This is a genomic window from Paenibacillus sp. P36, from assembly GCF_045866505.1.
GTDB classification, from domain to species: domain Bacteria; phylum Bacillota; class Bacilli; order Paenibacillales; family NBRC-103111; genus Paenibacillus_E; species Paenibacillus_E chondroitinus.
Genome location: NZ_AP038372.1, coordinates 6,684,054 through 6,708,351 on the forward strand (window position 1 = coordinate 6,684,054; position 24,298 = coordinate 6,708,351).

Annotated in this window: 15 protein-coding genes; 2 read left to right on the plus strand and 13 right to left on the minus strand. The window is 44.6% G+C overall.

The features are described from left to right. Positions 1 to 2: 2 nt before the first annotated feature. From ACKTT9_RS29610 to ACKTT9_RS29665, 12 genes are all read right to left on the minus strand, one after another. On the minus strand, positions 3 to 896 hold the full coding sequence (locus ACKTT9_RS29610) for a carbohydrate ABC transporter permease (protein WP_407868783.1): 894 nt from the start codon (positions 894 to 896) through the stop codon (positions 3 to 5). 124 nt (positions 897 to 1,020) lie between these two features. Beyond that, complete coding sequence (locus ACKTT9_RS29615; protein ID WP_407868784.1) at positions 1,021 to 2,343, minus strand: ABC transporter substrate-binding protein; 1,323 nt, start codon at positions 2,341 to 2,343, stop codon at positions 1,021 to 1,023. Positions 2,344 to 2,354: 11 nt separating this feature from the next. Continuing rightward, the gene (locus ACKTT9_RS29620) at positions 2,355 to 3,233 is read right to left on the minus strand and encodes an HAD-IIA family hydrolase (protein WP_407868785.1); all 879 of its coding nucleotides are present in this window, start codon (positions 3,231 to 3,233) and stop codon (positions 2,355 to 2,357) included. Positions 3,234 to 3,453: 220 nt separating this feature from the next. Next, positions 3,454 to 4,002 (minus strand): glycerol-3-phosphate responsive antiterminator, encoded by a 549-nt coding sequence (locus tag ACKTT9_RS29625; protein WP_315951944.1) that lies wholly within the window; start codon positions 4,000 to 4,002, stop codon positions 3,454 to 3,456. A gap of 104 nt (positions 4,003 to 4,106) precedes the next feature. Next, on the minus strand, positions 4,107 to 9,671 hold the full coding sequence (locus ACKTT9_RS29630) for a glycerophosphodiester phosphodiesterase family protein (RefSeq protein WP_407868786.1): 5,565 nt from the start codon (positions 9,669 to 9,671) through the stop codon (positions 4,107 to 4,109). A 245-nt stretch (positions 9,672 to 9,916) separates the two neighbouring features. Continuing rightward, entirely contained in the window at positions 9,917 to 12,577 is a 2,661-nt protein-coding gene (locus ACKTT9_RS29635; protein ID WP_407868787.1) for a glycosylhydrolase-like jelly roll fold domain-containing protein, read from the minus strand. 75 nt (positions 12,578 to 12,652) lie between these two features. Continuing rightward, positions 12,653 to 14,233: an ABC transporter substrate-binding protein gene (locus ACKTT9_RS29640; RefSeq protein WP_407868788.1), complete on the minus strand. Its 1,581-nt coding sequence runs from the start codon at positions 14,231 to 14,233 to the stop codon at positions 12,653 to 12,655. Positions 14,234 to 14,310: 77 nt separating this feature from the next. After that, a complete protein-coding gene (locus ACKTT9_RS29645; protein ID WP_407868789.1) occupies positions 14,311 to 15,180 on the minus strand; it encodes a carbohydrate ABC transporter permease in 870 nt (289 codons plus the stop codon). A 2-nt stretch (positions 15,181 to 15,182) separates the two neighbouring features. Further along, complete coding sequence (locus ACKTT9_RS29650) at positions 15,183 to 16,037, minus strand: ABC transporter permease (protein WP_407873141.1); 855 nt, start codon at positions 16,035 to 16,037, stop codon at positions 15,183 to 15,185. A gap of 201 nt (positions 16,038 to 16,238) precedes the next feature. Continuing rightward, positions 16,239 to 17,822, minus strand: coding sequence for a response regulator (locus ACKTT9_RS29655; protein ID WP_407868790.1), 1,584 nt, complete (start codon positions 17,820 to 17,822; stop codon positions 16,239 to 16,241). 27 nt (positions 17,823 to 17,849) lie between these two features. After that, positions 17,850 to 19,679: a histidine kinase gene (locus ACKTT9_RS29660; protein WP_407868791.1), complete on the minus strand. Its 1,830-nt coding sequence runs from the start codon at positions 19,677 to 19,679 to the stop codon at positions 17,850 to 17,852. A 215-nt stretch (positions 19,680 to 19,894) separates the two neighbouring features. Beyond that, positions 19,895 to 20,764, minus strand: a complete 870-nt coding sequence (locus tag ACKTT9_RS29665; RefSeq protein WP_407868792.1) for an NADPH-dependent F420 reductase — start codon at positions 20,762 to 20,764, stop codon at positions 19,895 to 19,897. Positions 20,765 to 20,912: 148 nt separating this feature from the next. On the opposite strand from ACKTT9_RS29665, the gene ACKTT9_RS29670 reads away from it, so the two are divergent. Continuing rightward, positions 20,913 to 21,521, plus strand: a complete 609-nt coding sequence (locus ACKTT9_RS29670) for a TetR/AcrR family transcriptional regulator (RefSeq protein ID WP_407868793.1) — start codon at positions 20,913 to 20,915, stop codon at positions 21,519 to 21,521. Between the two features lie 86 nt (positions 21,522 to 21,607). Here the strand turns inward: ACKTT9_RS29670 and ACKTT9_RS29675 are convergent, their stop codons facing one another. After that, positions 21,608 to 22,369, minus strand: coding sequence for a GTP cyclohydrolase II (locus tag ACKTT9_RS29675; RefSeq protein WP_407873142.1), 762 nt, complete (start codon positions 22,367 to 22,369; stop codon positions 21,608 to 21,610). A gap of 225 nt (positions 22,370 to 22,594) precedes the next feature. On the opposite strand from ACKTT9_RS29675, the gene ACKTT9_RS29680 reads away from it, so the two are divergent. Further along, positions 22,595 to 24,214: an AraC family transcriptional regulator gene (locus tag ACKTT9_RS29680; RefSeq protein ID WP_407868794.1), complete on the plus strand. Its 1,620-nt coding sequence runs from the start codon at positions 22,595 to 22,597 to the stop codon at positions 24,212 to 24,214. The last annotated feature ends 84 nt before the right edge of the window (positions 24,215 to 24,298 follow it).

The following is a 24,298-nucleotide window of genomic DNA, read 5'->3' on the forward strand; positions in this document are numbered from 1 at the left end:
CTCTAGTAATGGATACGTTTATCCAGAAATGCATAGTTAAAGATCGAAATACTCAGTAGAATAACGAGTAGAACGACGGTAAGGACTGAAGCTTTTCCCATATCCCAGAAACTAAAAGCCGTCTCATAAATATGGTACAACAGCAAGTTGCTTGCGTTGTTCGGGCCGCCTTTCGTCATCACATACAGGTGATCCACCAATTTAAAAGAATTCGTCGTGGCAATAATCATAACGAATAGTGTTGTCGGCATTAAAAGCGGGAACGTAATCCTTCTGAAGGTCTGCAGAGGGCTTGCCCCTTCCATGGCTGCCGCTTCATAGACTTCCTTCGGTAAATTCTGCAAGCCAGCCAAGTAAAAAATCATAAAAAAGCCGGCTTCCTTCCAAATCACCATGAGCATCATCGAAAACAAGACCCATTGCGGATCGCCCAGCCAATGCGGAGCCGGTATGCTAAATACGCCAAGAAACTTATCAAGCAAACCATAACTGGGTGTATAAATAAACAACCATATATTTGCTATTGCGATCATCGGAATGACTGTCGGGTAGAAAAATAGCGCACGAAGCAAGCCGGTACCTCTGAGCTTATTGTTCACCCAAATGGCTGCATACATGGCCAACAAAATACTCACAGGAACTGTACCAATAGCAAGCAGTACATTATTTTTCAAAACCTTGAGGAAAATATCGTCCTGAAAAACATGCGCATATTGGTCAAACCCGACAAATGTCTTGTCGGTGAAATCAGAGCTATAGAAACTCCAATAGATCGACTTCAGAATAGGGTAAAACGTAAATACCCCTAAGAACAGCAGTGAGGGCATGAGCAGCGCATAGGCGAAACCATGTAATTTCCAGTTGATCTTGCTTTTTGTACGAAGTGCCGGTTGCATCGAATAGATCCCCCTTCTATCTCACAAACTCGTGAAAGCGAGCGGAAGGGAAGTGTTGGCCAATAACAGGGAGTTAACCTCCATTAGCCGAACACTTCCCTTTCGTTTTCGCTATCTAACGCTGTTATTTTTGAAAGTTTTTCAAAATGTCATCCGCTTGCTGCTGCGATTTGTCCAATGCCTCTTTCGGCGTCATCGTTCCTAGCAGCGCTGCCTGGATATTATCGTTAAATAGCTTTGTTACTTGACCATTCTGATAGGTAGAAAGCTCGCTGTCTGCATATTTCAGTTGATCCCTTGCTACGGCAGCTTGCGGGAAATCCTTAATGTAGTTTTTCAGCTTGTCTGTCTCATAAGCAGCTTTTGTCGTACCTACATAACCTGTATCAATTGACCACTGTGCGACTCGATCAGGCTGCGTCAGGAATTGAATAAACTTGACGGATGCTGCTTTGTGGTCTTCAGGAATATTTTTGAACACATACAGGTTGCCGCCGCCAGTCGGTGAACCATACTTTTTATTGGCTGGCAGGAACGCTACGCCAAAGTTGAATTTCGCATCTGTTTTGACTTTTGTCAGATTTCCTGTTGTGTGGTACATCATGGCCGTTTTTCCGCTAATGAAATCGGAAGGAACGGTTGCCCATTCGAGTGCACCTTCCGGCATGACTTTATCCTTGCGTCCTAAATCGGTGTAAAACTGCAAAGCTTCCTGAACTTCTGGTTTGTTAAAAAATACTTGCTTCCCATCGGCTGAAACAATGTTCGTACCGGTTTGCAGGGAAAGGGCTTGCGTCATCCAGTATTGATAACCCGTGCTAGGAATTTCAAGCCCCCACTGCGATTTGTCACTCGTCGTAAGCTTCGCTGCATACTCCTTCAGTTCCGTCCAGTTCGCCGGCGCCTTCTCCGGATCAAGACCTGCCTTCTTAAATAAATCCTTGTTGTAGTAGAGTACGATCGTACTGCGTTGGAACGGTACACTCCAAACCGTATCACCTGACTTCGTATTCCCCATAAAAGCTTCGTAGAATCCATTGAAATAATCCTTGGAGAAGCGAGGTGTCAGATCCTCAACAGCTTTCATGGAAAGCAAACTGTACAGGTCAGTTGAGAGCAATACCGCCAAGTCAGGTGAGTTCCCCCCTTGTACAGCTGTCGCAACCTTGGTCATCGTATCCTGATAGCTGCCACCATACACAGGTTTCACAGTAATTGTCGGATTTTCTTTATGGAAATCGTCAGCCAACTGATCAATCAGTTTCGTAATTGGTCCACCGACGGCTACTGGAAAGTAAAACTGCAATTCAACCGGTTTCGTACTCGCCGTTGCTGCGGCGCTTGCTGTCGGTGCTGCTGCCGTTTTGGTTTCTGTTTTGCTCTCTCCCTTCGCGCAAGCTGTTGCAACCAACGTGACCATAAGTAATGAGACTAGTGCTTTTTTCATTGTTTTTCCTCCTAAAGGTTTTTGGATTTAATTTCGCTAAGCTGATTTAAAATATAGTCAGGTTCAATCCCTGTTTGTACAATGTCTTTCTTAGAGTCCGCACCTGTCAGTACAAGAGCGGTGTACATGTCGTTTGAATTCCCGAACTGTATATCCGTGGATAAGCGATCCCCAACCATCAGGCATTGGGACGGCGGGATTTTCAGCAGATCAAAAGCTTTTTGCGCATAATATTTGGAGGGCTTTCCAATCACACGGACCGTTTTCTGCAGGCTGGCCGTCTCCAGTGCTTTCACAAGCGACCATGTATCCGGGATCACCCCATCATCAATCGGGCAAAAGGGATCGGGATTAGCTGCAATCAGCTTAGCCCCGTTTCGAAGAGCATTCACGCCAGCTGTTAGCTTCTCAAAGGTAAACTGTCTGTCCAAGCCGACAAGGACATGTGTCGCCAGCATCGGGTCCATCGTCATCTTGACGCCATACAGCGCCAATTCTTGTTCCATCGCTTGTTCACCAATCATGAGAACGCAGGCATCCGGCTCATGCTCTTGAAAAAATCTCCCAGCCACACATAAGGCCGTGAGCACCTCATTCACCTCGCAAGAAATGCCTAATTCGCTAAGCCTCATCTGCACGCTTTCCTTGGTACGAATGGTTGTATTCGTAACGAACATGATCGATTTGTCTTGCTCACGCAGCCAATTTACCGTATTCAACACACCCGGCAAAAGCTTACTTCCCGCGTAGATCGTACCGTCCAAATCGAATAAGTAGCCTTTAAATGCATGCAAATCCTTACTTCTTTTCTTCACATGTTTTCGCTGAAAAGGCACGATACCACTTTTATCATCGGTGCCACGCTCAGGGAATCTGGATGTTTCTGCCACAGCACTGCCTCGCTTTCAATAAAAATAACCCTTATCCGAAAAAACACGAAAACAAGCCTTCTCGGAGGATGACAAGCATGCTCCTGCTTATTTTCACATTTCCTGGACAAGGGTTTTCTCATGGTCTCGACCCTAAGTATCAGTTCTTGTGATAATCATAGTTCTACTATAGAGGAAGATTGTAAGCGGAAAATTATCGATATTTTAATCTTTTGTAAATCTATTGGCAACTCCACATGTTCGGATCTCCAATAGATATGAAGTCAGCCCCGCTATCAAGCGCTTCTACGATTTCTTTTTCATATCGAATAAGCCCTCCGACAATCAACGGTTGTTTAATCATGTTTTTCAATTCCTTGATCACTCTTGGCATTAAGCCTGGCATTAACTCAACTTCATCCGGTTGTATGCTGTTGATCATGCGGACTGCCGTTTGCAGCGCTGCCGTATCAATAATGAAGATTCGCTGAATGCTTTTTATGCCGGCTTGCCTAGCTGCTGCTATGGAGTTGGATTTCGTCGTAACAATCCCGTCCACTTTAAACTTTTCAGCTAAATACCCGACGGCATGTGCATCTCTGCCAAGACCGCCCACCATCTCCAAGTGCACATACACCTGTTTGCCTGCTCGGTGAAGTTGTTCCACAATAGATTCCAAATTGCCAATATGACCTGTCATTAAATTAACGCGAGTTACATCACTTTCTAAAACCTTTGCGAGCTGATCGTCTTTCGTCACGGATGCGATAATTGGATATTTACTAGACATGCGCATACACCCCCACTTTCACCTTAACAAACATTTATTTGCTAAGTGTTAACACCCCTCGGCCATCCGTCAAATGGATTTCGGAGGGAATGTTAACCTGTCCATTAATTAGAAAGGTTTAGGGCTTGCAGCATGCGGCTTAGCATCACAGCACTTTCCGCACGCGTGCCGGTACTTAACGGAGCAAAGGCATTGCCATCCCTGCCGTTGATAATGTGCAGCGTGGAAGCTACATGACTTGCATCCTTGGCCCACTCGGCGATATTCGCATCATCAGTGAACGTAGCTGAGTTATTTGGTTGCGGTTTTGCGTTGTAGCCTGCGAAGCGCAGTGATCTGTCAATCATAACTGCCATTTCTTGGCGGCTTATTGGCGCATCTGGACGGAAGGTATGATCTTCATAGCCGCCAACGAGTCCGAATTCTGCTGCAAGGCTAACCGATGCTGCAAACCAATCAGAAGCTTTGACATCCTTGAAGCTGTTTGCCATTGTGGCTTTGGATGAAGTTAAGCCAAACGATCTCACCAGCAAAGCAGCAAATTCCGCGCGAGTTACTTGGCGATCAGGTGCGAAACTTGAGGCCCCAACACCTTGGACAATCGATTTTGCCGCCATTCCTTCAACGGTTTGCTTGGACCAATGCTGTTCTAAATCATCGAATGTCACTGGGTTCGCGATAAGTAGATACGTGCTGTTCGTGCGGCTGAAAATAACAACTTCATTGCCTCGGATCATAAATGGAACCGGATTATAGACCGAATGGCCATTGGCATCTTGCTCTTCTCGTACGGCGGCCAAAGCTTTGGTATCCGTTCCGGCATCCAGCTTGATGGATCTTGCTATAAACGTTTTGAAACCAGAAACGTCTACGCTTTTCCCTTCTCCTGTTCCTACTCCTGCTGTAAGTGTAAAGTCAACGGCTTTCTTGACAGCTTTCCCGCCTGACGTTGCTTCTGCAGCCGATTTTTCATTCACTTTGATTTGAATGGTGAAGTTTAACTTATCTTGAGAAACCCCTAGCTTCTCTGCCAAAGCTTGCAAATCTACAGCTGACAGATTCAGCTCATAGGAACCAAGTTCGCTTTGAATATCGACTGTATGATGGCTTGCAGCCAACAACGTTTGAACGGCAGATGGTAACAGGATGGCAACAGCTTGATCCTTCTTCCCATTCAGAGGCACGGTTACGATCACCTTATCGTTCGTTCCCGATTGCTGGGTGGCCGATTGAATCATCACATCCGTCACTGTATACATAGGATTCTTGATTTCCGTACCTGTGTTTGTGCTTGTACCACTACCTGCTCCTGAGTCTGTTCCAGAACCTGATCCTGATCCTGGGTCTGGATCCGTTCCTGGATTCGTTCCTGGATCTGTCCCTGGATCTGTTCCCGGATCTGTTCCTGGATCTGTCCCCGGATCCGTTCCTGGATCTGTTCCTGGATCTGTCCCTGGATCTGTTCCTGGATCTGTCCCTGGATCTGTACTTCCAGAAGATACGTTCAACGTGATTGGTTGTGTATATAAGTCATACCTATTTCCGTCGTTCATCGTATAGGTGTATCGTAAAAGTCCGTGTGCAACCCCCGATTTCTTGGCAGTAATCTCCCTGCCATTCACATCCAATACCTCTTGTCCATCAAGTAAAATAAAGTCCGGTACAATTGTCTTCGTATCACCTTTGTACGATGTCACTTGTGCTTGAAGGAGAAGATGCTCATCTTTATTGAGCGTAAACTCCGTTTTCTCCGGTTTAATTCCTGCCGCCATATCTGCCGCCCAGTTGGCATAATCAGTCGTTAATCCCCATGCACCATTTAAGAAAAATTGATTAAAGGCCGTTCGATCATTCAGTGTCCAAGGTGAAATCAAGATGCCACGATGTTTAGCAGCTTCCATAAAACTTTGCGAAATACCACCGTATCCATTATTAAAGGTAGCATTCAATGGCTGAATCGAACTAAGTACCGTTCTCAGCATCCCTTTCACATTACTGCCTCCGGACAAGCTGGATAAAAGACCTGAAGGCATCGTCGGCATCAAGCTGTTCGTGCGCACAATCTGAGCGGCAACGAAGGACATGTTATCGATGTCAGCTTCGGCATTTTTGGCCTTCACCAATTGGACGAAAGCGTCAATGGCCGCCGGAGTTGATGTCTTGATTTCGTTCATGATCATTTTCCCGCGCTGTTGAACAAGATCAATTTGTTCCTCCAACGTCGGAATTTTCACATCCGGATAGCCCGCTGGATGAGACTTGTTGGCATTGAGCGCCTTAATTTCAGCCAATGTGTAGTTCTCGATATTTCCCGTACCGTTCGTCGTACCCGACAGTTCCCCATCGTGATGAATGACAAGATAACCATCTTTGGAAATATACACGTCATTTTCGATAAAATCCGCCCCGTTATCGAGTGCCAACCGATTACTTTCAATCGTATTTTCCGGTGCAGCCGAAGGTAATCCACGATGACCGATAATATATGGCTTACGGATCATTGTTTTGTTTTGGTTATACACGCCCAGTGCGGTGAAAGCTGCAGATGGCGTATCCGTTACGATGCCGTTCACTCCGGCTGTAATCAAAGTATGCATGGACAGATTTTTTCCGGCAGCCGCCGCTTCATCTTTTGCCCAGACCATGATCGTTCTCATTTGCAAATAATCCGTATTCTCTTTCGTAGCCGCCTGTTGTGGGAGCACAGCAATATGAGCCAGGTTGGCATTCGTTTTCTGGCGAATTTCCATCAATTGTTCTTGGCTAATATTCGACATGGCGCTAAAATCTACAATTCCGCGAATAATGGGATACGCTACTCTCGCTTTTTTAACCAAATCACCGTTGTCCGACATCACAAATACATCTTCGATTCGATTATCTTTCAAATAAGCGATCAGTTTATCGACGGTTACTTCATCCTTGAGATAAAATGCCGGCATCGTCTTCGTCCCGAAGGAATCCAAGATGGCTGCTACATCTCCAATGACTACTTCTCCTGTTGGATTGGTTACTTTAAGTTCGTTGTTCACGTGTAAAATAGCTGTAGCTGGTGTTGCTGTTGCCCCATCCGCCCATTTCGTCAAATCTGCCGCCTGGGTAACCTCCGTTACAATCGTAGAAGCCATCGCGATTTTAGTATCAGGCTCCGTTACACTGGCATAGCGATCAGTTGCCGTTGGTGGCAGGGCATCCTGCTGTAACGTTACCCGAATGTTATCAACCTTCATTTTGCTGCCGTTAGCTTGTAAGCCAATTCGACCTTTCATATACGAACCAGCATTATCTGTATCCACGACAACCTTGTCGTTAATCATTTCCATTACACGATTGTTGAAAGCTTTTACCGTATAGTGGTACATTTTGCTCGGATCTATGGCTTCCGTAAAAGCACCTGTATCCATAACATTCCAGGCATTAGCCGTGGTTCTTTCAGCAAACTCTACGCCATTTGCCGCTGTAGCGTCTTTTCTGACCGCCATTTGATAATACGGATAATCATTATTTTGAATACGATACATGATGGAATGCCATCTGGCCGTATCGTTCGCTTGCAAATGCGTGACATCCGCTTCGATTTTATAATTGCCAAATGTCCCTAGATAGTCTGGCAAAAGTACTCGCGAAGGATTGTCCGGCGATGCCGCCGCATCCATTTCAAAGCTTCCGGCTTTAACAACGGCTTTACTGGCTGTCGTCCCTTCTTTGCGAGTCCAACCTACAGGAAGTGTTCCTTCCGTTAGCTGATCAAAATTTTCTTCATAGAGGACATATTCCCTATCCGTTTCTTCTTTCGCTACGACTAGCATTGAAATGGAAACACCGTCTTTTTGGGCAGTTAAGGAGTATACACCTTTTTGAAGAACGTTCAGGCTGCCGCTATTCACCACAACGGAAGGGCCGTTGGACGTCCAGGTCAAATCATTTCCTGTCACGGTACCTGACGTAAAATCAGTAAAATCGGCTTTAAACGTAATTGAAGTTAAATCTACCGCTTGATTCACTGTGGCCAAAAAATAATTGGTATCATGCTTGAGGGAGCTGACTTTCGCTGGCACCATGCTAGGTGTTACGGTTACTTCTTGCACGTATTCCGCATTCTCATAAATGACTCTAACTTCCGCTTTCCCCGCTTTCACCGGGTGCAGCACATTGTTCGAGACTTTGATGATTGACTCATCAGAAGAGTAATATTTTAATGGTTTATTTAAAATGGATTCCGTAATACCGTCCGAATAGTACACACTGCCGGTAACACTTATCGGTCCAGTCAAGGCTTCGATCGAGCTAGGTACAACGAGGTTAAGGCGATCTGCTGTAATTCGCGTCACCTTCAAGTTGTCGAATGACACCTTGCTTTGATCCGCTTGAAGCCCTACCTTCCCTTTCTCCATCACTACCGTTGTTGGCAGGGTGGTATCCGTTACCATAGTATAACTTGGATCTGACTTGGCTTTCATGTATTCTTTGACATTGTTATCAAAAACGCGAACCTTCATCGAATAGTCGGCATTCAAGGTCAACGCTCTCCAAGTGCCGGAGATTGGCGTCGGTGAATACCAGTTGCCGTCCGCTTTCCGATAGGCGAATTCATAGGTACCATTTTGACGAATGGCCATTTGATTGTAAGGCACTTTTCCCGAAGAAGGCACCCTGAACATTAATGAAGCCCATCTTGCCGAATCCAGCACCGATTCAAATCGGATATCAGCTTCAACCGTGTAGTTGTCCCATTGGACTGGCGCAACAATTCGAGCTTGTTTACCCGAAGCTTTCCCATCAAATGTGACTCTGCCATTGCCATAAGTATCCTGTACGACCGTAAACGAAGGACTTCCTGCGTTTACATCACTAATCCAACCATAAGGTATGGTTCCTGCCGGAATCGCATCAAAATTTTCCTCAAGCAGCACCGGATTCACCGGATCTGTCACAGGATTGTTATCGATCAAGTTGATCACACCGAAGCCGGAGGTATCATTCCAGAACGAACTTGACTGATAGGCACTCCAATAGCTGTTTCTTTGCTGTGTTGCGTCCACCCCGTAGCGGTCCGTCACCCCAATTTCCAAACCCAATTTCTTGGTGAGATTAGGATCCATCTTCAACATTTCCCATGGTATAGCGGTCTCTAAGGACCACCCCGTCGACGTCTTCTGCATGGCTCTCAGAATCTTATTTGCATCTTTACTGCTTTGGCCGTTTGTTGCAGCTCCGAAATGAAACTCTGGTGACGTAGAATCCGCTTGGTACACAAATCCGAGCTGCATATCATCTGCCACGTAAGGGGAAGATTGGTGCATCGTAGGATCTAAAAAGAAATTAATATTATCCTGGTCAAACCAATTGCCTGATCCCGCCGCAGTCAGACTATCATCATCTGCCTTGACTCCTATGTATAGATACTTATTATCCCAGAGCATACCGAATTTACTATCTTTAAACGTACCGCTGCCTGTTTGTTTGGTTAAGCTTTGGTTAATTGACCATAGTGATTCATCCAATTTCCCGTCAATAACCGGAGCATTCACCGTTTTCCTCACATTTAATGTATTTCTAACGTCATCGGCTGCATGGGCCTGCTGCTCAGGCGAGAGACCAAGCGGTACGAAACTGGCAACTAGTGCAGCTACGATAAGACGATTAATAACTCTTTTATATCGTTTCATAGAATCAATCCTCTCTTCTGATAGGTATGGCATAAATCCGTGTTACATCTAGCATTTTTCCCTTACCTCGCTGCTCCTTTCTGTTTTTTGAGAACACAAAAAACCCTTCAAGCAAACAAATGATACAGCTAGCTTCCACTAGCCAATCAATTGCTGCCTAAAGGGTTTTCTCCTGGTCTCCTACCCCTGCCTATTCAATTCGGTTGTCCTATAAACAATACTAGCGAGTGATTGTTTATTAGGTGTTATCTATGCAATAAGAAATTGTAAAGTGTAACAGGCCCTATAAGACCGCTTGGTTCCTGCTGCACGAAGGACGACAAATAGTCGCGCTGATCCTTCACAAGAGTATTCGTCACTTCAATGACAAGACTGTTGCTCCCCTGCTTGATCAGTCCATGAACCTCCATCCGATACGGAGGACAGATACACACTCCCGCAAGCTCACCGTTCAACCATACTTCTGCTGTTTCATATACCTCACCCAGATCTAACAAAACGTTGTTCGTCGACTCACGCCATGCAAACTCCATTTCATAGCGAAAAGTTCCCGAAAAACGCGGTAAATAATCCGGCCTGCTCATATTCGTTAAAGCCGTTAGTTTTCCCCATTCCGTAAACTGAGGGTAATGTTCAGAATCAGCGGTTGAGACTCTCCATTCGCCTTGCAACTCAGCTTCCGATGAAACCGCGTAACGCGGTGATGCTGTATAACCACCCAGAGCAGCGCCGTTGAGCAGGATGATGGATTCGTATGGTGACAGTTCCAGCTGAACCCTTTTTGCCCCGTTCTCCTCTATGACATTCACATCAATCAACCGATTGGAGAAAGCATCGTAGGCGAATACATCATATTGGACGGGTAACGTAATTTTCGTCTGAATGGATTCATTGGGATGTTCATTAAAGAACATATAAACATCCAAATTCTCATGCACATAATGATAATTACGAAGATAGGGTTGGTATTGATCAACTTTAATCTCATAATGTCCATCTGCGAAAAGGTCTTGCGCCAGCATGTCCAAGGAAGTAAGTTTCACTTTCGGATGAGCGGCAAGCTGAGACTGTTCGTCAGAAACATCACTACCTTCACTCGACCGTAGCGGTAAGCCATCGATGAAGCGAATCATGAGTCCCTGATCGGCAAACTGGACTAACCGCCTGATCATTGCTCCCGGAAGTGCTTCCGCATAGGGCACGATGAGACACTCGTAATCCTCAACATGGACATGCAGCCTTCCATCTTTTACGCTGGCCATGTCCAAAAGAGCATCTACCGGAATCACATCACAGTCAATTTGGTGCTGCATCAATTGTTTTACCGGCTTTTGAAAATACATCGCTTCCCCGGACCATTCAGCCTCAGCGTGATACAAGACGGCAGCGGATGCCACATGTCTACCATCAGATATAAGATGAGAAATGCGATTCATATATTGATTCAAATACTTATAGTAACGGAACTGCGGATTTTTCCCATTCGCATACAGATGCGGCGGACAGTCCGGGTCTGGAAAAGCTTTTTGCGTAAAGGCATGGGGGACAAAATAGTTCACTCCGCGAACAAGCATATGGTCCGTAATCCACTTCATCAGCTTCAAGCCTTCCGCCCAACCATACGCGCCATATACCTCGCACATCGTCCTGCCCAGCTTTTTGGGATCGATGTGTCCAAGCGACACGCCAAGCTTGGCAAGGCCATAGTGATAAAACTCACCATCTGCGATCCCCGTAGCACTGCGGAAAGTCAGCTCATCAAAACCGGGGACAATCTGCCACAGCACCACATCAATGCCGGACATGTCTTGCCCCCAGAGTGATCGGAAGAAGTGTCCGGTGCTGGGGCCAAGCCTGGCATGAACGTTGTTGTCTTCCAGTACGTGTCCGATATAGGCTACTCCACGAGCCCTGCACCATTCCCCGATTTGGTTGCAGAAATTGTCCGCATATAACGTACTGACAATGTTCATGTAGGCATACCGCACTCTATTTGATTGTTCTCCGGCCTCATGCCAGAGGAGATGCAGGTGCTTGCGGTAGTCCTCACCTAACGCCTGCTCAAGTAAAACTGGCATTTCACTGCTCCAAGGGAGGACAACCCCTTGTTTTCCAGGTTTGGAATGGAAGTCGAAGGTCACTTTATCATTGTAAAATCCCGGTTCATCCGAGAAGAATCCGGCTAGTGTCTTGCCAAAGTCATCCTTGTAGCGCTCGTACACAGCCTCATATACCGTATCTATGAGAATTCGAACAGAATCCCGAACGAGTGGATTCAAATAATCTTCCTGGAGTTGGCTGCCGCCATCCTTGTTTTCTGACACAATAAAAACACGCCAATAGCCTTCGGGAATATCCCAGTAGAGGATGCCGTCTTGCACGAGATCCGTAATATCGATGCAGTCATTTGTTAAAGTTCCGTTTGTGGGATGGCGACGGACGGCGATAACGGAAATCAGCTTGTTTTTCCCGATCGCATAGTTGAGTTCTGAAAAAGTTGGGCGAAGCCCGCTCATCAGCAACGTATCCAACAGAAAAGATGAACCTTTAGCAGGACCCATGGTATCGATGAAACGTTCGCCTAAAAACTTGCGATGAAGCTCCTCCGGAGCCTCCTTCACTCTGCCTGCTGCATGTCCCGTAGGAAAATGATCATCATCAAGTATCCATACCTTCATGCTGCGCTTACGGGCTTCATCCATAATGATGTCCATATCCTTCCACCACTGTGGACCAAGAAAATCCGGATGAGGACGGGCCTCTACACACACAGCGCCAATTCCCGCTTCATGCACACGAGTTATTTCCTCCCTGATCACGTGCTCTTCCTCCCCATGCTGCCATAGAAATGGAAGGATGTAATTGTGTTCCTGACCCTCTAACACTTCCTTAAGACGATTGCTCATCGATCGTAGCCTCCTGTGTAAACAAAATACCCGCCCGTCTTTCACTCGACTTTGGGCGGGTTATCTGGGCAATGATTATTTCTTCACCTTCGAATACCACTCTCTAGCACGTTTCGTAACTTCCTCGCCACCCGTTTTGTTCCACTTCTCTACAAACTCATCGAATTTGCTGAGCGGATATTGCCCAAGAATAATCTTGGTTGCATATTCGATAAACAGAGTACGGTTGTTAATATCGGGAAAGCCGTCGTATATACTTGCTGGTATACCATCGCCGGCAATGGTTTTCGCATACTTTTGTGCTTCTTGCATATTTCTGTTGGTCTGATCAACAGCCCACATGCGATCTTCTGACGCTGTACTTTTGTTTAGTTCCGTCATAAAGTCAAGTGTCGACAGTTTGGAATATGGATCAAGAATAAGGTTCTCCTGTGTGCTCTTGTCATCCGGAAGTCGGACAGCTTTGCCATCCTTCATCGTATAGTGCATACCTTCTACACCAAGGAATAACGCGTTCCAATTTTTCTTGTCATACATATTGTTCAGCAGCTTCAACGTAGCCATCAGCTTCTTCTGATCCTTCGAGTTCTTAACAACCCACTGCGGCTCTAAAAATCTCTTCCACGTATAGAAACCTTTGTAGCCCGGAACTTCCGGTATCGGGAGGACAGCAAAGTCAGGTTTTACGCCTGTATTTTTATAGGTATTTTCCATGTATAAATAGCTGGTTTCTGCCCAGTGGAAGAAGTTCCCCGCTCTTCCGTCATTCACTTTTCCGTCCCACTTCGCCTTGTCGTTGAGGAGTGACTCTTTATCCAAAAGCCCGTCTTTATACAACTTGGCTGCAAATTCCAGGGCAGCTTTCATGTTTGGTGTGACTGCAGCATAACTCAGCTTGCCGTCGTACAGATCCCACTGGGGATATCCTTCGAACATAGCCACTCCATACATCGCGAATAAATGATCCATCCAGCGCGCTTCCTGACGGCCGCCTGTAGGAAGTTCATCCTTCAGTCCGTTGCCGTTGGGATCTTTGTCCCGGAACGCTTCTAATACTTTTACGTACTCATCTTGCGTTTTCGGCATCTGTAAGCCCAGTTTATCAAGCCAATCCTTGCGAATCATTCCTGCGTATCTGCCGTAGTCAACTACACCAGGGATAAAATAAATTTTTCCTTGGCCGGTAGGGTCGTTAGCTTTGACAATATCCCAAATATCCTTCGGGATGGCTTCCCAAAGATTCGGCGCATATTTGGGCAGCAGATCCGTCAGATCGGCGATCGCACCATTTTTAGCCAAACTATTCTCAATGCCCTCTTTTGGTAAAAATAAATCTGGTACTTCACCGGCAGCAATTTTCAGGTTCAACTGGTTCAAGTAGTTCGTGCCACCGTTCCACTCTACATAGGGATGAATAACGCCTACACCAAGCTTCTCTTTATATAATTCATATAGCTTGCTTCCTTTGGTTATCGGTTTGTAGCCGATGTTGGTCCCCCATACTTCAATATCAACTACTTCACTTCCATTCGCATCCTGAACCTTAGCGGAAGGTGCTGAACTCTCGGAGGTGCCATTTTTTGTGCTGCAAGCAGTTACAGCCGTTATCGCAAGGAGACATGCCGCAGAAACCAACCCTAGCTTTTTAATATTCATGTGTGAATCCCCCTCTTAATTGAAAATAAATGAATTCATATGTTCAAGGCAGATGCCAATAAACCAGAAATGTCCGATTACCCTTTTACTGAGCCAATCATAGCTCCTTTGACAAAGTATTTCTGAAGGAAAGGATACACCATCACAATTGGAATGATAGCGAAGATGACCGTGACAGCTCTTAAAGTTCGCTCGTTATAATTCAAGCCAGCCGTAGAAGCCGCCCCCACCATAATCACGTTATCATCTGTAATGAACTGCCGAATTTTAATCTGCAGCGGGAACCAGTTCGGATCTTGTAAGAAAAAGAGCGGATGCTGGAACTGATTCCACAGCACAACACCGTAAAAGAGTGCGAGTGTCGCGAGTACGGCTTTGGACAGCGGAAGCACGAATTGAAAGAGCATCCGGAAGTATCCACAACCTTCGATAAATGCCGCTTCCTCCAATTCCTTCGAAAACTGCTTGAAGAAACTTCTCATGATGATTAGATTGAACGGATTTAGAATATGCGGCACGATGAGTACCAATGGGTTATTATACAACCCTACACCTCGAACCGTCAGGAAGTAAGGGATAATCGGTGCTTTAAAGATCATCGCGATGACCACACCGACCATGATAACAGGTCCCCAACGGAATTCCGATTTCGACAGCGGATATGCGAGTAAAGCAGTCATTAACAAAGCAAGCCCCGTACCTATGACCGTCGTGACGAGCGTTAGAAAAAACGATTTCCACAGATCGGGACGGTCAATCATTTGCCCCCAGGAATCCAATGTAAATTGCTTGGGCCAGATGGTGACCAGGTTCATATCGACAGCACTTTTCGAACTTAACGAAGTGGAAATCACCGACAGCAGCGGTATGAGTGCCATAATAGACAATAAGATGAGAATGGCTGTAATGGCTGATACGAATATTTTTTCCCCACGTGATTCGTACATATCTACCAGAGCCCCCCATCCGAAACTTTCTTCGACAGCTTATTAAAGATAAACACCAAAGTGAATCCGATCACGGATTGAAACAAGCCAACCGCCGTTGCAAAACTGTACTGGGCTTGCTGAATACCGGTTCGGAACACATACGTATCGAGGATATCTCCTACGCTGTAGGTCATCGGAGTAAGCATGTTAAAAACTTGATCAAATCCCAGATCCAAGAAATTGCCGATTTCAAGCAAGAACAGGACTAGCACGGTAGGCAGCAGAAGCGGAAAAGTAATATGACGGATTTGCCTAAACTTCGATGCGCCATCGATCATAGCCGATTCGTAGAGCTGAGGGTCGATCGCACTGATGGCAGCCATATACACCACGGTTCCCCAACCAGCGTCTCTCCAAATGGATGAGATTACATAAATAGGCCGGAAATACACGCTCTCCTGCATCGCTAACACAGGTTCATGACCAAACCATCCAAAGACGATATTAAATAATCCGCTGATGGAAAAGAAGTCAAAAATGATACCGGCCACGATCACCCATGACAAAAAGTGCGGGATGTATAGCGCCGTTTGAATCCCTTTTTTCAGGGCCGATTTTCGAATTTCGTTCATCATTAGTGCCAGCAGGACAGCTACTGGAAACACTAAAACAATTTTCAACAGCCCCAAAATCATGGTGTTGCCGAACACCCTGACGAAATCAGGATGATGAATTAGCGTCTTAAAATGTTTAAGACCTACCCAAGGACTATCGATGAATCCTTTAAAAACCGAATAGTCTTTGAAGGCGATGACAGCGCCGGCCAACGGGATGTATTTAAAAATAACGAGAAACACAATTCCCGGAATCGCCATAACATACAACGGCCAATACACCTTCAATCGATTTAATGAGATTACATTCACTTTATTCCCCCCGTATTTTGCTGTTGATATCGCTTACATGTATAACTATACCGTCAGGGGGAACATCCCTCAATTGGGCAAATCCAAGTAAAAACAAGGTCATTTCTTAGAATATTGAAAAACCACTCCTCATCGGAGTGGCCAAATACGTTACAGAGTTGGTGTATTTTTTCTATACTCCCTGGGTTTGCATCCAGCTAACTTTTCAAATAACCTGGCAAAGTGCTGCGTGTCCGAGTATCCGACCATTTGGCAAATCTCATATACTTTTAGATCGGTGTTCTGCAGGAGTTCCTTTGCTTTATTAATTCGGATCTGCGTCAAAAAATTCACATAGGTTTCCCCTGTCTTTTGCTTGAAGAACTGGCTTAAATAATAGGGGCTGATGAAAAAACGGGCGGCCAGATCCGCAATTTTAATCGGTTCATGATAATGCTTGGTCATATATTCCTTGATTTCTGTAATAATGTCTTTCTTCTTTGGAATATTATGCTCCAACTTGAACGAAATAATTCCGCGAATCACTTTCACTGTCCATTCCTCAAGCTGCTCTAACGTCCGAGACCGGGAAATACTATCTAGCGACAGAATATGCCGGCCTAGGAAGTCGTTCTGCTGCAGCTGTTGAAAGGACATATTTCGAACGCTGGATAAAAGGATGTTTAAACACTGCGACTGTAGATCGGCCGGTCTCATACTCTTTTCGGCTTCCATCCTGCGAAAAATCTCTCGGATGATGTCCACACACCCCGCTTCGTCCATGTTGTCCAGTCCGGTTTCCAGCTTGTCTATCAGTTCTGTAGGAACAGCGTGGCTTGGTCCTGTTAGATTCGTGATCTCTGGAAACGGAATCACAGCGTTCGTTCCCTTTATGACTTTGTAGCTTAATGCATAACACGCTTCCTCAAAAGATTGACTGACTCCAACAACACGTTTCTGTATTGTGCCTATTCCGATCGTCATGGACAACTTCAGATCTTGATAAACGGCCTGCTTGAGAAGAACACAGGCCTGGACTACATCCTCATTTTTTATCGATTTGTCATTGGCCAGGATGACAGCCACTTGGGCCCCCGTATAGCGAAAGCGGAAAACCCCGCGATAGTGTTTAAAAGCACGGTCAATGTGGTCAAAAACAGGATGAAGCCCGAACTCCTTACTACCATCGACATTGCTATCGAATTCAAGAAGAACACTTCCGAAAAAGGCGCCCTCCATTGGAATTTGGGCAACCTGAAGCAGTTCTTCCACTAGTTCCGAATTGTCGTTGCCTAGATCGAGAACATCCCTCCAGGCTTTCTCCTGTTTACGACTAAGAACCTCTTGCTTCAATTCGTTTACTTCTTGAACTTTTGCTTTATCCGCCCGAATCGCGTCCATAACCTGATACACGCTTTCACGAAGCTGATCTATTTCCACCGGTTTGTTGATATAGAAGCGAACACCCAGCTGCATACCGCGCCGAGCATATTCAAAATCTGTATATCCGCTTAAAAGAATACATGGAATCGAGCTGCCTTCGTCCTTCAGCATGGAAATCATCTCGAGTCCGTCTGCCTGAGGCATCCGTATATCCGTAATGACAAAATCCGGCTGCAGGGTTTGAATAAGCTTGAAGCCTTCCAAGCCATTGTGAGCTGTACCAATAACCTCACATTCCGGTATATAGCGATTAACCATTCGCTTGAGACCTTCTACAATGCTCTTCTCATCGTCCACCAAGATGACCTTCATACGAAATAACCTCCCTTTTTCACATAGTTAACCCACATGGTTCGGCATGTAGATTTCAACGATTGTTCCACGCTCAATCCCTGAACGAATCGTCAAATAATACTGATCTCCATAATGGAGTTTAATGCGTTCTGCAATATTTTTAAGACCTAGCCCACTGCGCTCCGATGTGACGTCCTCTTCGAGTTTGTACTTGTCGAGCTCCGCATCCACCAATCCGACAAGCAGTTCCTGCTGCTTCTCGATGGACATCCCGCCGCCATCATCAATGATTCGAATGACGATCTCCCCTTCTTCGGTCCAGGCGCCTTCAATCTCAATATGCATAGGCTGGTTATAGTCCAGGAATCCATGATTGATACTATTCTCAACGATAGGCTGAAAAACGAGAGGGATAATCGTACATGCCAGCATCTCATCAGGAATCCTGATCTTCAAACTGAACATATTATCAAATCTGATGTTTTGAAGTTGCAGATAATTCGCTGTATACTCCAATTCGTTCTTCACCGAATGATGTTGGCCTCCCTTGCCTAAGACAAGCCGAAACATGCGAGCCAGAATCATGATCATCTCAGCGCTTTCATCATCATCTTTGGCCAATACCTTCATGCGAATGGATTCCAACGTATTGTAGAGCATATGGGGGTTAATTTGATTTTGGAGTGCCATGAATTTCGCTTGGCGCTGCTTGATTTCCGCAATATATACCTCTTCAATTAAGGTTCGAATCGTTAAAATCATTTTATTGTAACTATAGACTAGACTTCCAATTTCATCGTTCGCCTGCTCTTTCTCTATGGGCAAATATTGTCCCGTTTCCGCCTGCTTCATACTTCTGCGAAGTGCTTTAATAGGCCTTGTGATCGTGTAGCTTAATCCAAAAGAAATAAGCGTAATAATCAAGCAGCTTAGTAGAATGACGATGACCGTTATTCCTTTGATCCGGTTAATTTTCTGCAGCAGCTTTGAACGCGGTATCTCCGTTTTGATGGATAAATCCCCTTTTAAGGTACTGCCTGATAAAAGAATCAGATTTTCGTCTCCGGTATCCTTGATCGCATTCGTATCAAATCCGGATACCTGATCCCATGACAAACGCCCGCTAGCCGCATCGGAGTGGTACACAATCTCTCCTTGTCGATTGCTGATGATGACACTCATGCCATATTTATCACGGGCCAAAACAAAATCATGATCAAGCTGCAGCAAAGTGAAGGGGTCCAGGTCGATAAGAAGCATACCCGCATAGGCCCCATTGGAGCTGAACAGCACCCTCCCTACGGTTACGACCGCCCCGGCGCCTTTATCCTCGTAGTAGGAACGATCGTGTAACCCTGTAATGAAAAAAGGATCATCCGTATTCAGATACTTTTTATTCCACTCTTTGGCTTGGGCAAGTAATGCTTTCTCATTCACTCTGCTAGTTGTGGTCGTATATTGATATACGTTGTTATCACGACTAACCAGCATCAACGTGCTGATTTCGGATTTCAGCCAGGTGACTCGCGTCAGCATTCGTTGAACAGCTACCTTCTGGTTAATCAACTCTTCCATCGACAAGCTTTGTTCTTCGGCCAAATTGTAAATTAAACCGTTGTCGACAAGAACCGATTTGGTCACTTTGTCGTATTCGTCGATAAACTGATTCAAAGTGGTCCTGATCTGAGACGTATACAAAGAGGCAAACTCCTGGGACGAATCCTCAAGTCCCTTTGCCGATTGAGTAAATATGATAACGCTTACACCAATAAGAGGAATAACGCAAGCGAATAAATATCCGAACATGAGTTTGTTTTGAAATTTCATGTTTCTTATCATGACCACGATTTTTCGTGTCCAACGGCTGTTCATCATGACGAACCCATCCTTTTGTAAACATCTTATCGACTATTGTACATGCTTTTGTTTCCGTTTACACGAAAATATACCTAAATGGTTGATTGAAGTAAAGGGGGGATTTCTAAGTGTTTACAGGGGCATTTCATGGATATTTCAAAATGACTGAATAAGCCTCCCAATCCGGTTGCGGACTGAGAGGCTCAGTATCATTCTTTATTGCTAATTATTATTTAATCCAATCGTTTATTTTCAAATATATTGGCCAGAATGTCTCCCGGATTTTTGCCCGACATGAATTGATCAACGATTCCCTTCGTTGCACCTGCTTCTGACCATTGCTTCGTTTCTACCAAAACTTGTATCGCTTTTTCGAAGGTCTGGAAAAACGCGACTTGATTCTCCTGTGCGGTTTTCAGTTCTTCTTCGCTATTACGGATGCCTGACGATTCCGGCTTCCGCTCGTTAGTCGCTTGAGAAAGAGCTTTACGCATTTCTTCTGCGCCAAGGTCCGTGCAATAAGCAGGCGAACCGGGCTGTAGACGCCAGGATTCGTCAAGCCCGCCAGCATCGACAGGAGCAAAACCTGCCTCAGCTACCAACTGAGACACGATCGCCTTAGCTGCTGCATCATCGCCGGACACAGGTAAAGCAAAGCGGTGAGGAAGTTTTGACTGAACTTCTTCCGTCAAGTTATACCAATTCGTGGCACTGAACGCTTTGATAACCGAATGATTGATTTGCTGCTCAACCCAGCGGCTTTCGGGCAAACCTTGTTCAATAGGCTCAATAGCGCCATCACGGTGTAAAGGATAATAATTGCTGGTATCGATCACAATCGCCTCTGGTGCAACTGTATTGAGGAATTCCTTTGGCAAATCGAGAATTCTTTTGGTAGGAATAGAAAGGATAATAACTTCGGCTCCTTGAGCGACATTCTGAACCGTTGCGGGAGTTGCTCCCGTCTCCCTGGCTAATTCGTGTAGAGCTGGGGAATTACTTGAATTCGCGATAGTTACAGTATGCCCTTTTCGAGTGAAAATACGAGCAAGGCTTCCTCCGACATTCCCTGTACCGACAATAGCAATTCTCATATTGAACAACCTTCTTTCTTTGGTTTTTTATTTTAGTCATATGTGACCGAAGTCACTATACTGTAGTCATGTGACTGAAGTCATTATACTGCGGTCATATTTAATTTGTCAATTAGGATAACATGCGTTATAGTTTAGGTGTCGGGGGTGATATGCGATGGAAAAAAAAGAAACGAGTCGACAACTAAAAGGAAAATCCACAAAGAAAAAAATCTTCACGGTAGCGAAAGAACTTATCGTGTCCAAGGGATATAACAACGTTACGGTCGATGAAATTTGCGAAAAGTGTGAGATTTCAAAAGGGACTTTTTATATCTACTATAAATCCAAAGAGGACATCGTCAGAAAGTTGTTCAGAGACGACATGTCCGAGTATATGGAAGAGAATTTCGGGAAATATATTCAAGAGAACAAAGATGCTTCCCCTGTAGACAAACTCAAAACGTTTATCATGGTTGCGCTTGGCTTTCCTATAACTGTTGGCGAAGAACTTACTAGACTCACTTTCGTGGTCTACCTCTCCCTTAACTCAACCGAAACCTCGTTTTTTGAGGACTGCATCAAACAGGAGTTGTTATTTGAAGCTATTGAAGAAGGCAGGACGCAGTCCTTATTTAGAAAAGATTTAACAACGGAAGAAATCGTTAATTATGTTTACTCTTTTTTGACAGGGACCTGCATCACTTGGTGTCTATCTGAGACTAACTATGACATTGGCAAAAAGAATGAAAAATACGTGGATACTCTAATAAAAGGTCTCCGATGATAGATTCTTTCGAATAAAAAAGACCGTTCGGCCGAGTCGTGCTCGTTCGAATGGTCTTTTTTCATTTGTCTCAGCAATATTCGCGGTTAATCATTGTTACAACAGTCTTCACCTTCGTTCAAGTGTCCTGCTCGCTCGATTTTCGTTTTCAAATACTTCTCGTTATATTCAGAGACATCTCCCCAAAGCTGAACACGATCCTCTACTTCCAGACCCGCCTTTCTAAGCGCATCCAATTTCCTCGGATTATTCGTAATCAAGGTGACAGGCTTTGTTCGAAGCGTCTGCAAAACCTTGATGGCATCACTGTAATCGCGGGAATCATCCACGAAACCAAGCTGAAGATTGGCATCTACGGTATCAAATCCATTTTCTTGAAGAATATACGCAAGAGCCTTACTAAAGAGCCCGATACCTCTTCCTTCATGATTTGCTAGATAAAATAACGCTCCACTCCCATGTTCGGCAATATGTTTCATCGACTGTTTGAGCTGGTATCCGCAGTCGCATCGCTTGCTGCCAAAAATATCTCCGGTATGACAGATCGAGTGAAAACGGATCAAGGCATGATCGGCGTTTGAAAAATCACCATGGACAAGTACACTCGATTGTTGAAGCTCAGCTAAATTAGCAGCAGATAATTTGGCCACTATACGCTCAAAATCTTCCGTCACTTCATTGCAATTCAGCCAGCAATACCATTTAAACTCGACGGTTTCCCCTTGCAAGTTAACGGGTAATTTTATGGGGCCAACTAGATAGATAGCTCCTTTGTTTGTTTGAATCAGTTTTATTTTCTCTTGTAAAAGCGAAATCACTTTAGGATCAAAGTTTTTTACAGTCGGCATCATCGAATTGTCTCCCTTCGCCCTATATTTTTCCATTTTCAATCTATATTATTCTAACAGCCTTGAAATAAACTCCCCGCGGGATTACAAGTCGTAATCACACCTCAGTACGTCAGTCAATTTTGTAAAGACGCCCTCTTCGCGAAGCGATATAATTAAAAAAAGCAATTAATAAGTACATAACCTCCCCTGTTATAAGTTTTGTGTAAGAAAGGAAAATGTACAATGAACGATTGGAGTTCAGCCGAGCTGCTTGAACATTTATATGTTTCATCGATCCGGATTTATTGCAGCAATAAAGAGCGCCATGGACACATTTTGAGTAAAAGAACGATTCAGAGATATGCCATCTGCCTAATAACAAATGGTACTGGTGTGCTTTCTATTAATGAGGTTACCCATATAGCACGGGAAGGAGATATATTCATTTTATTGCCTGGAATGATTATCGAGGGCACATCCCAAGTGTTGGATCCCATTCACTATTCAGTTATCTTCTTCTCTTGCTTGCAAGTGAAGAAACATCGCAAAGAATGGCATATGGAGCCTCCCCATTTCCCTGTCAGCGGAAAGCATCCAATATCCTCTCAAGACCGTGCTGTAAAAGAAAGAATCGAGCGTATTCTGGCCCCCGTCACGAATCGCCAACTCTCTGAAAAGCTCGATTTGAAATATCAATTACACAGCCTACTTACTAAACTAATGATAATAAAGGGTACACAAGAGAAAGAACCTGAGACGCTAGTTGGCATGGAATATGCGCTCGCATTCATAAGTGAGAACTATATGAAAGACCTTAAAATTAGCCAGTTAGCTAAAATGGCCGGTTATAGCATCAATCATTTTACAAGAATCTTTAAAAATCATATGAATATGACTCCGACGGAATACTTTTTGCAACAGCGTATTAGAAAAGCCAAACAATTGCTATTTTCTTCTGAGAAAATGAAAGAAGTCGCTCAACAAGTCGGATATAAGGACGAACACTATTTCAGCCGGGCATTTAAAAAAGAAGTAGGGGTTGCTCCTACCCTTTACATGAAAGACAAGAGTCGTCGAATCGCTGCTTTGTACTATGGGCTTGATGATTATTTAATGACGCTGGGCCTGTATCCCGTTGCGTTTTTGTCCTATCAGGGCCGGGTATCCCAACATGATCCTGTTCCTTCGTTTGAAGCCTTTGGTCAAGAAGCTGTCCGACTTGAAAGTATCAAACTGAATTATAATAAGCTGATTCAAACCAAACCTGACCTCATCCTGACAAGTGATCGTTTTGAAATGGACGGATCCTTGACATGTATAGCACCGACCATCAAGTTAAGGCACTCCAACGATTATACAAAGATGTTGTCCTATTTAGCTTCAATACTGGGTAAAGAATCGCAAGCAGCGTCATGGAAAGACATGTATGCAGCTCGCAAAAATTCATTACAAAATAAAATAATAGAAAAATGGGGCTCACAAACTGCGTATTATATTCGAGTTAGTTCTGATTTTTATCGCATTTATGGCTCCCTTAATCAAACAGGAACCCTGCTCTATGATGATCTTGGACTGAAGCTTCCAATCGAATTTCCACATAAGGAATGGGCAATTGATTTTCAATTATCTGATCTGAAGTTATTCAATCCGGATCACATTTTTTTAATGACGGATCCTACAGAAATTGCAAGACAGCGGCTGCAGCAGCTCATGTTATCTGAGGAATGGTTAGCATTGGAAGCGGTAAGAAAGCAACACGTTTATGAGGCAAGCGATTTGCTATTCAAAACGTTAGGTCCAACTGGGAGGCTCTACGCCATGAATCAGATCGCAAGTCAATTACAAATTGATAAGGTGAAATAGTTCAAGGAAAAATAGGGAGATAATCCATTGAACCCGCTAAAGCGATTCCTTACAATGATAATGATTATTATTATTATTATTATT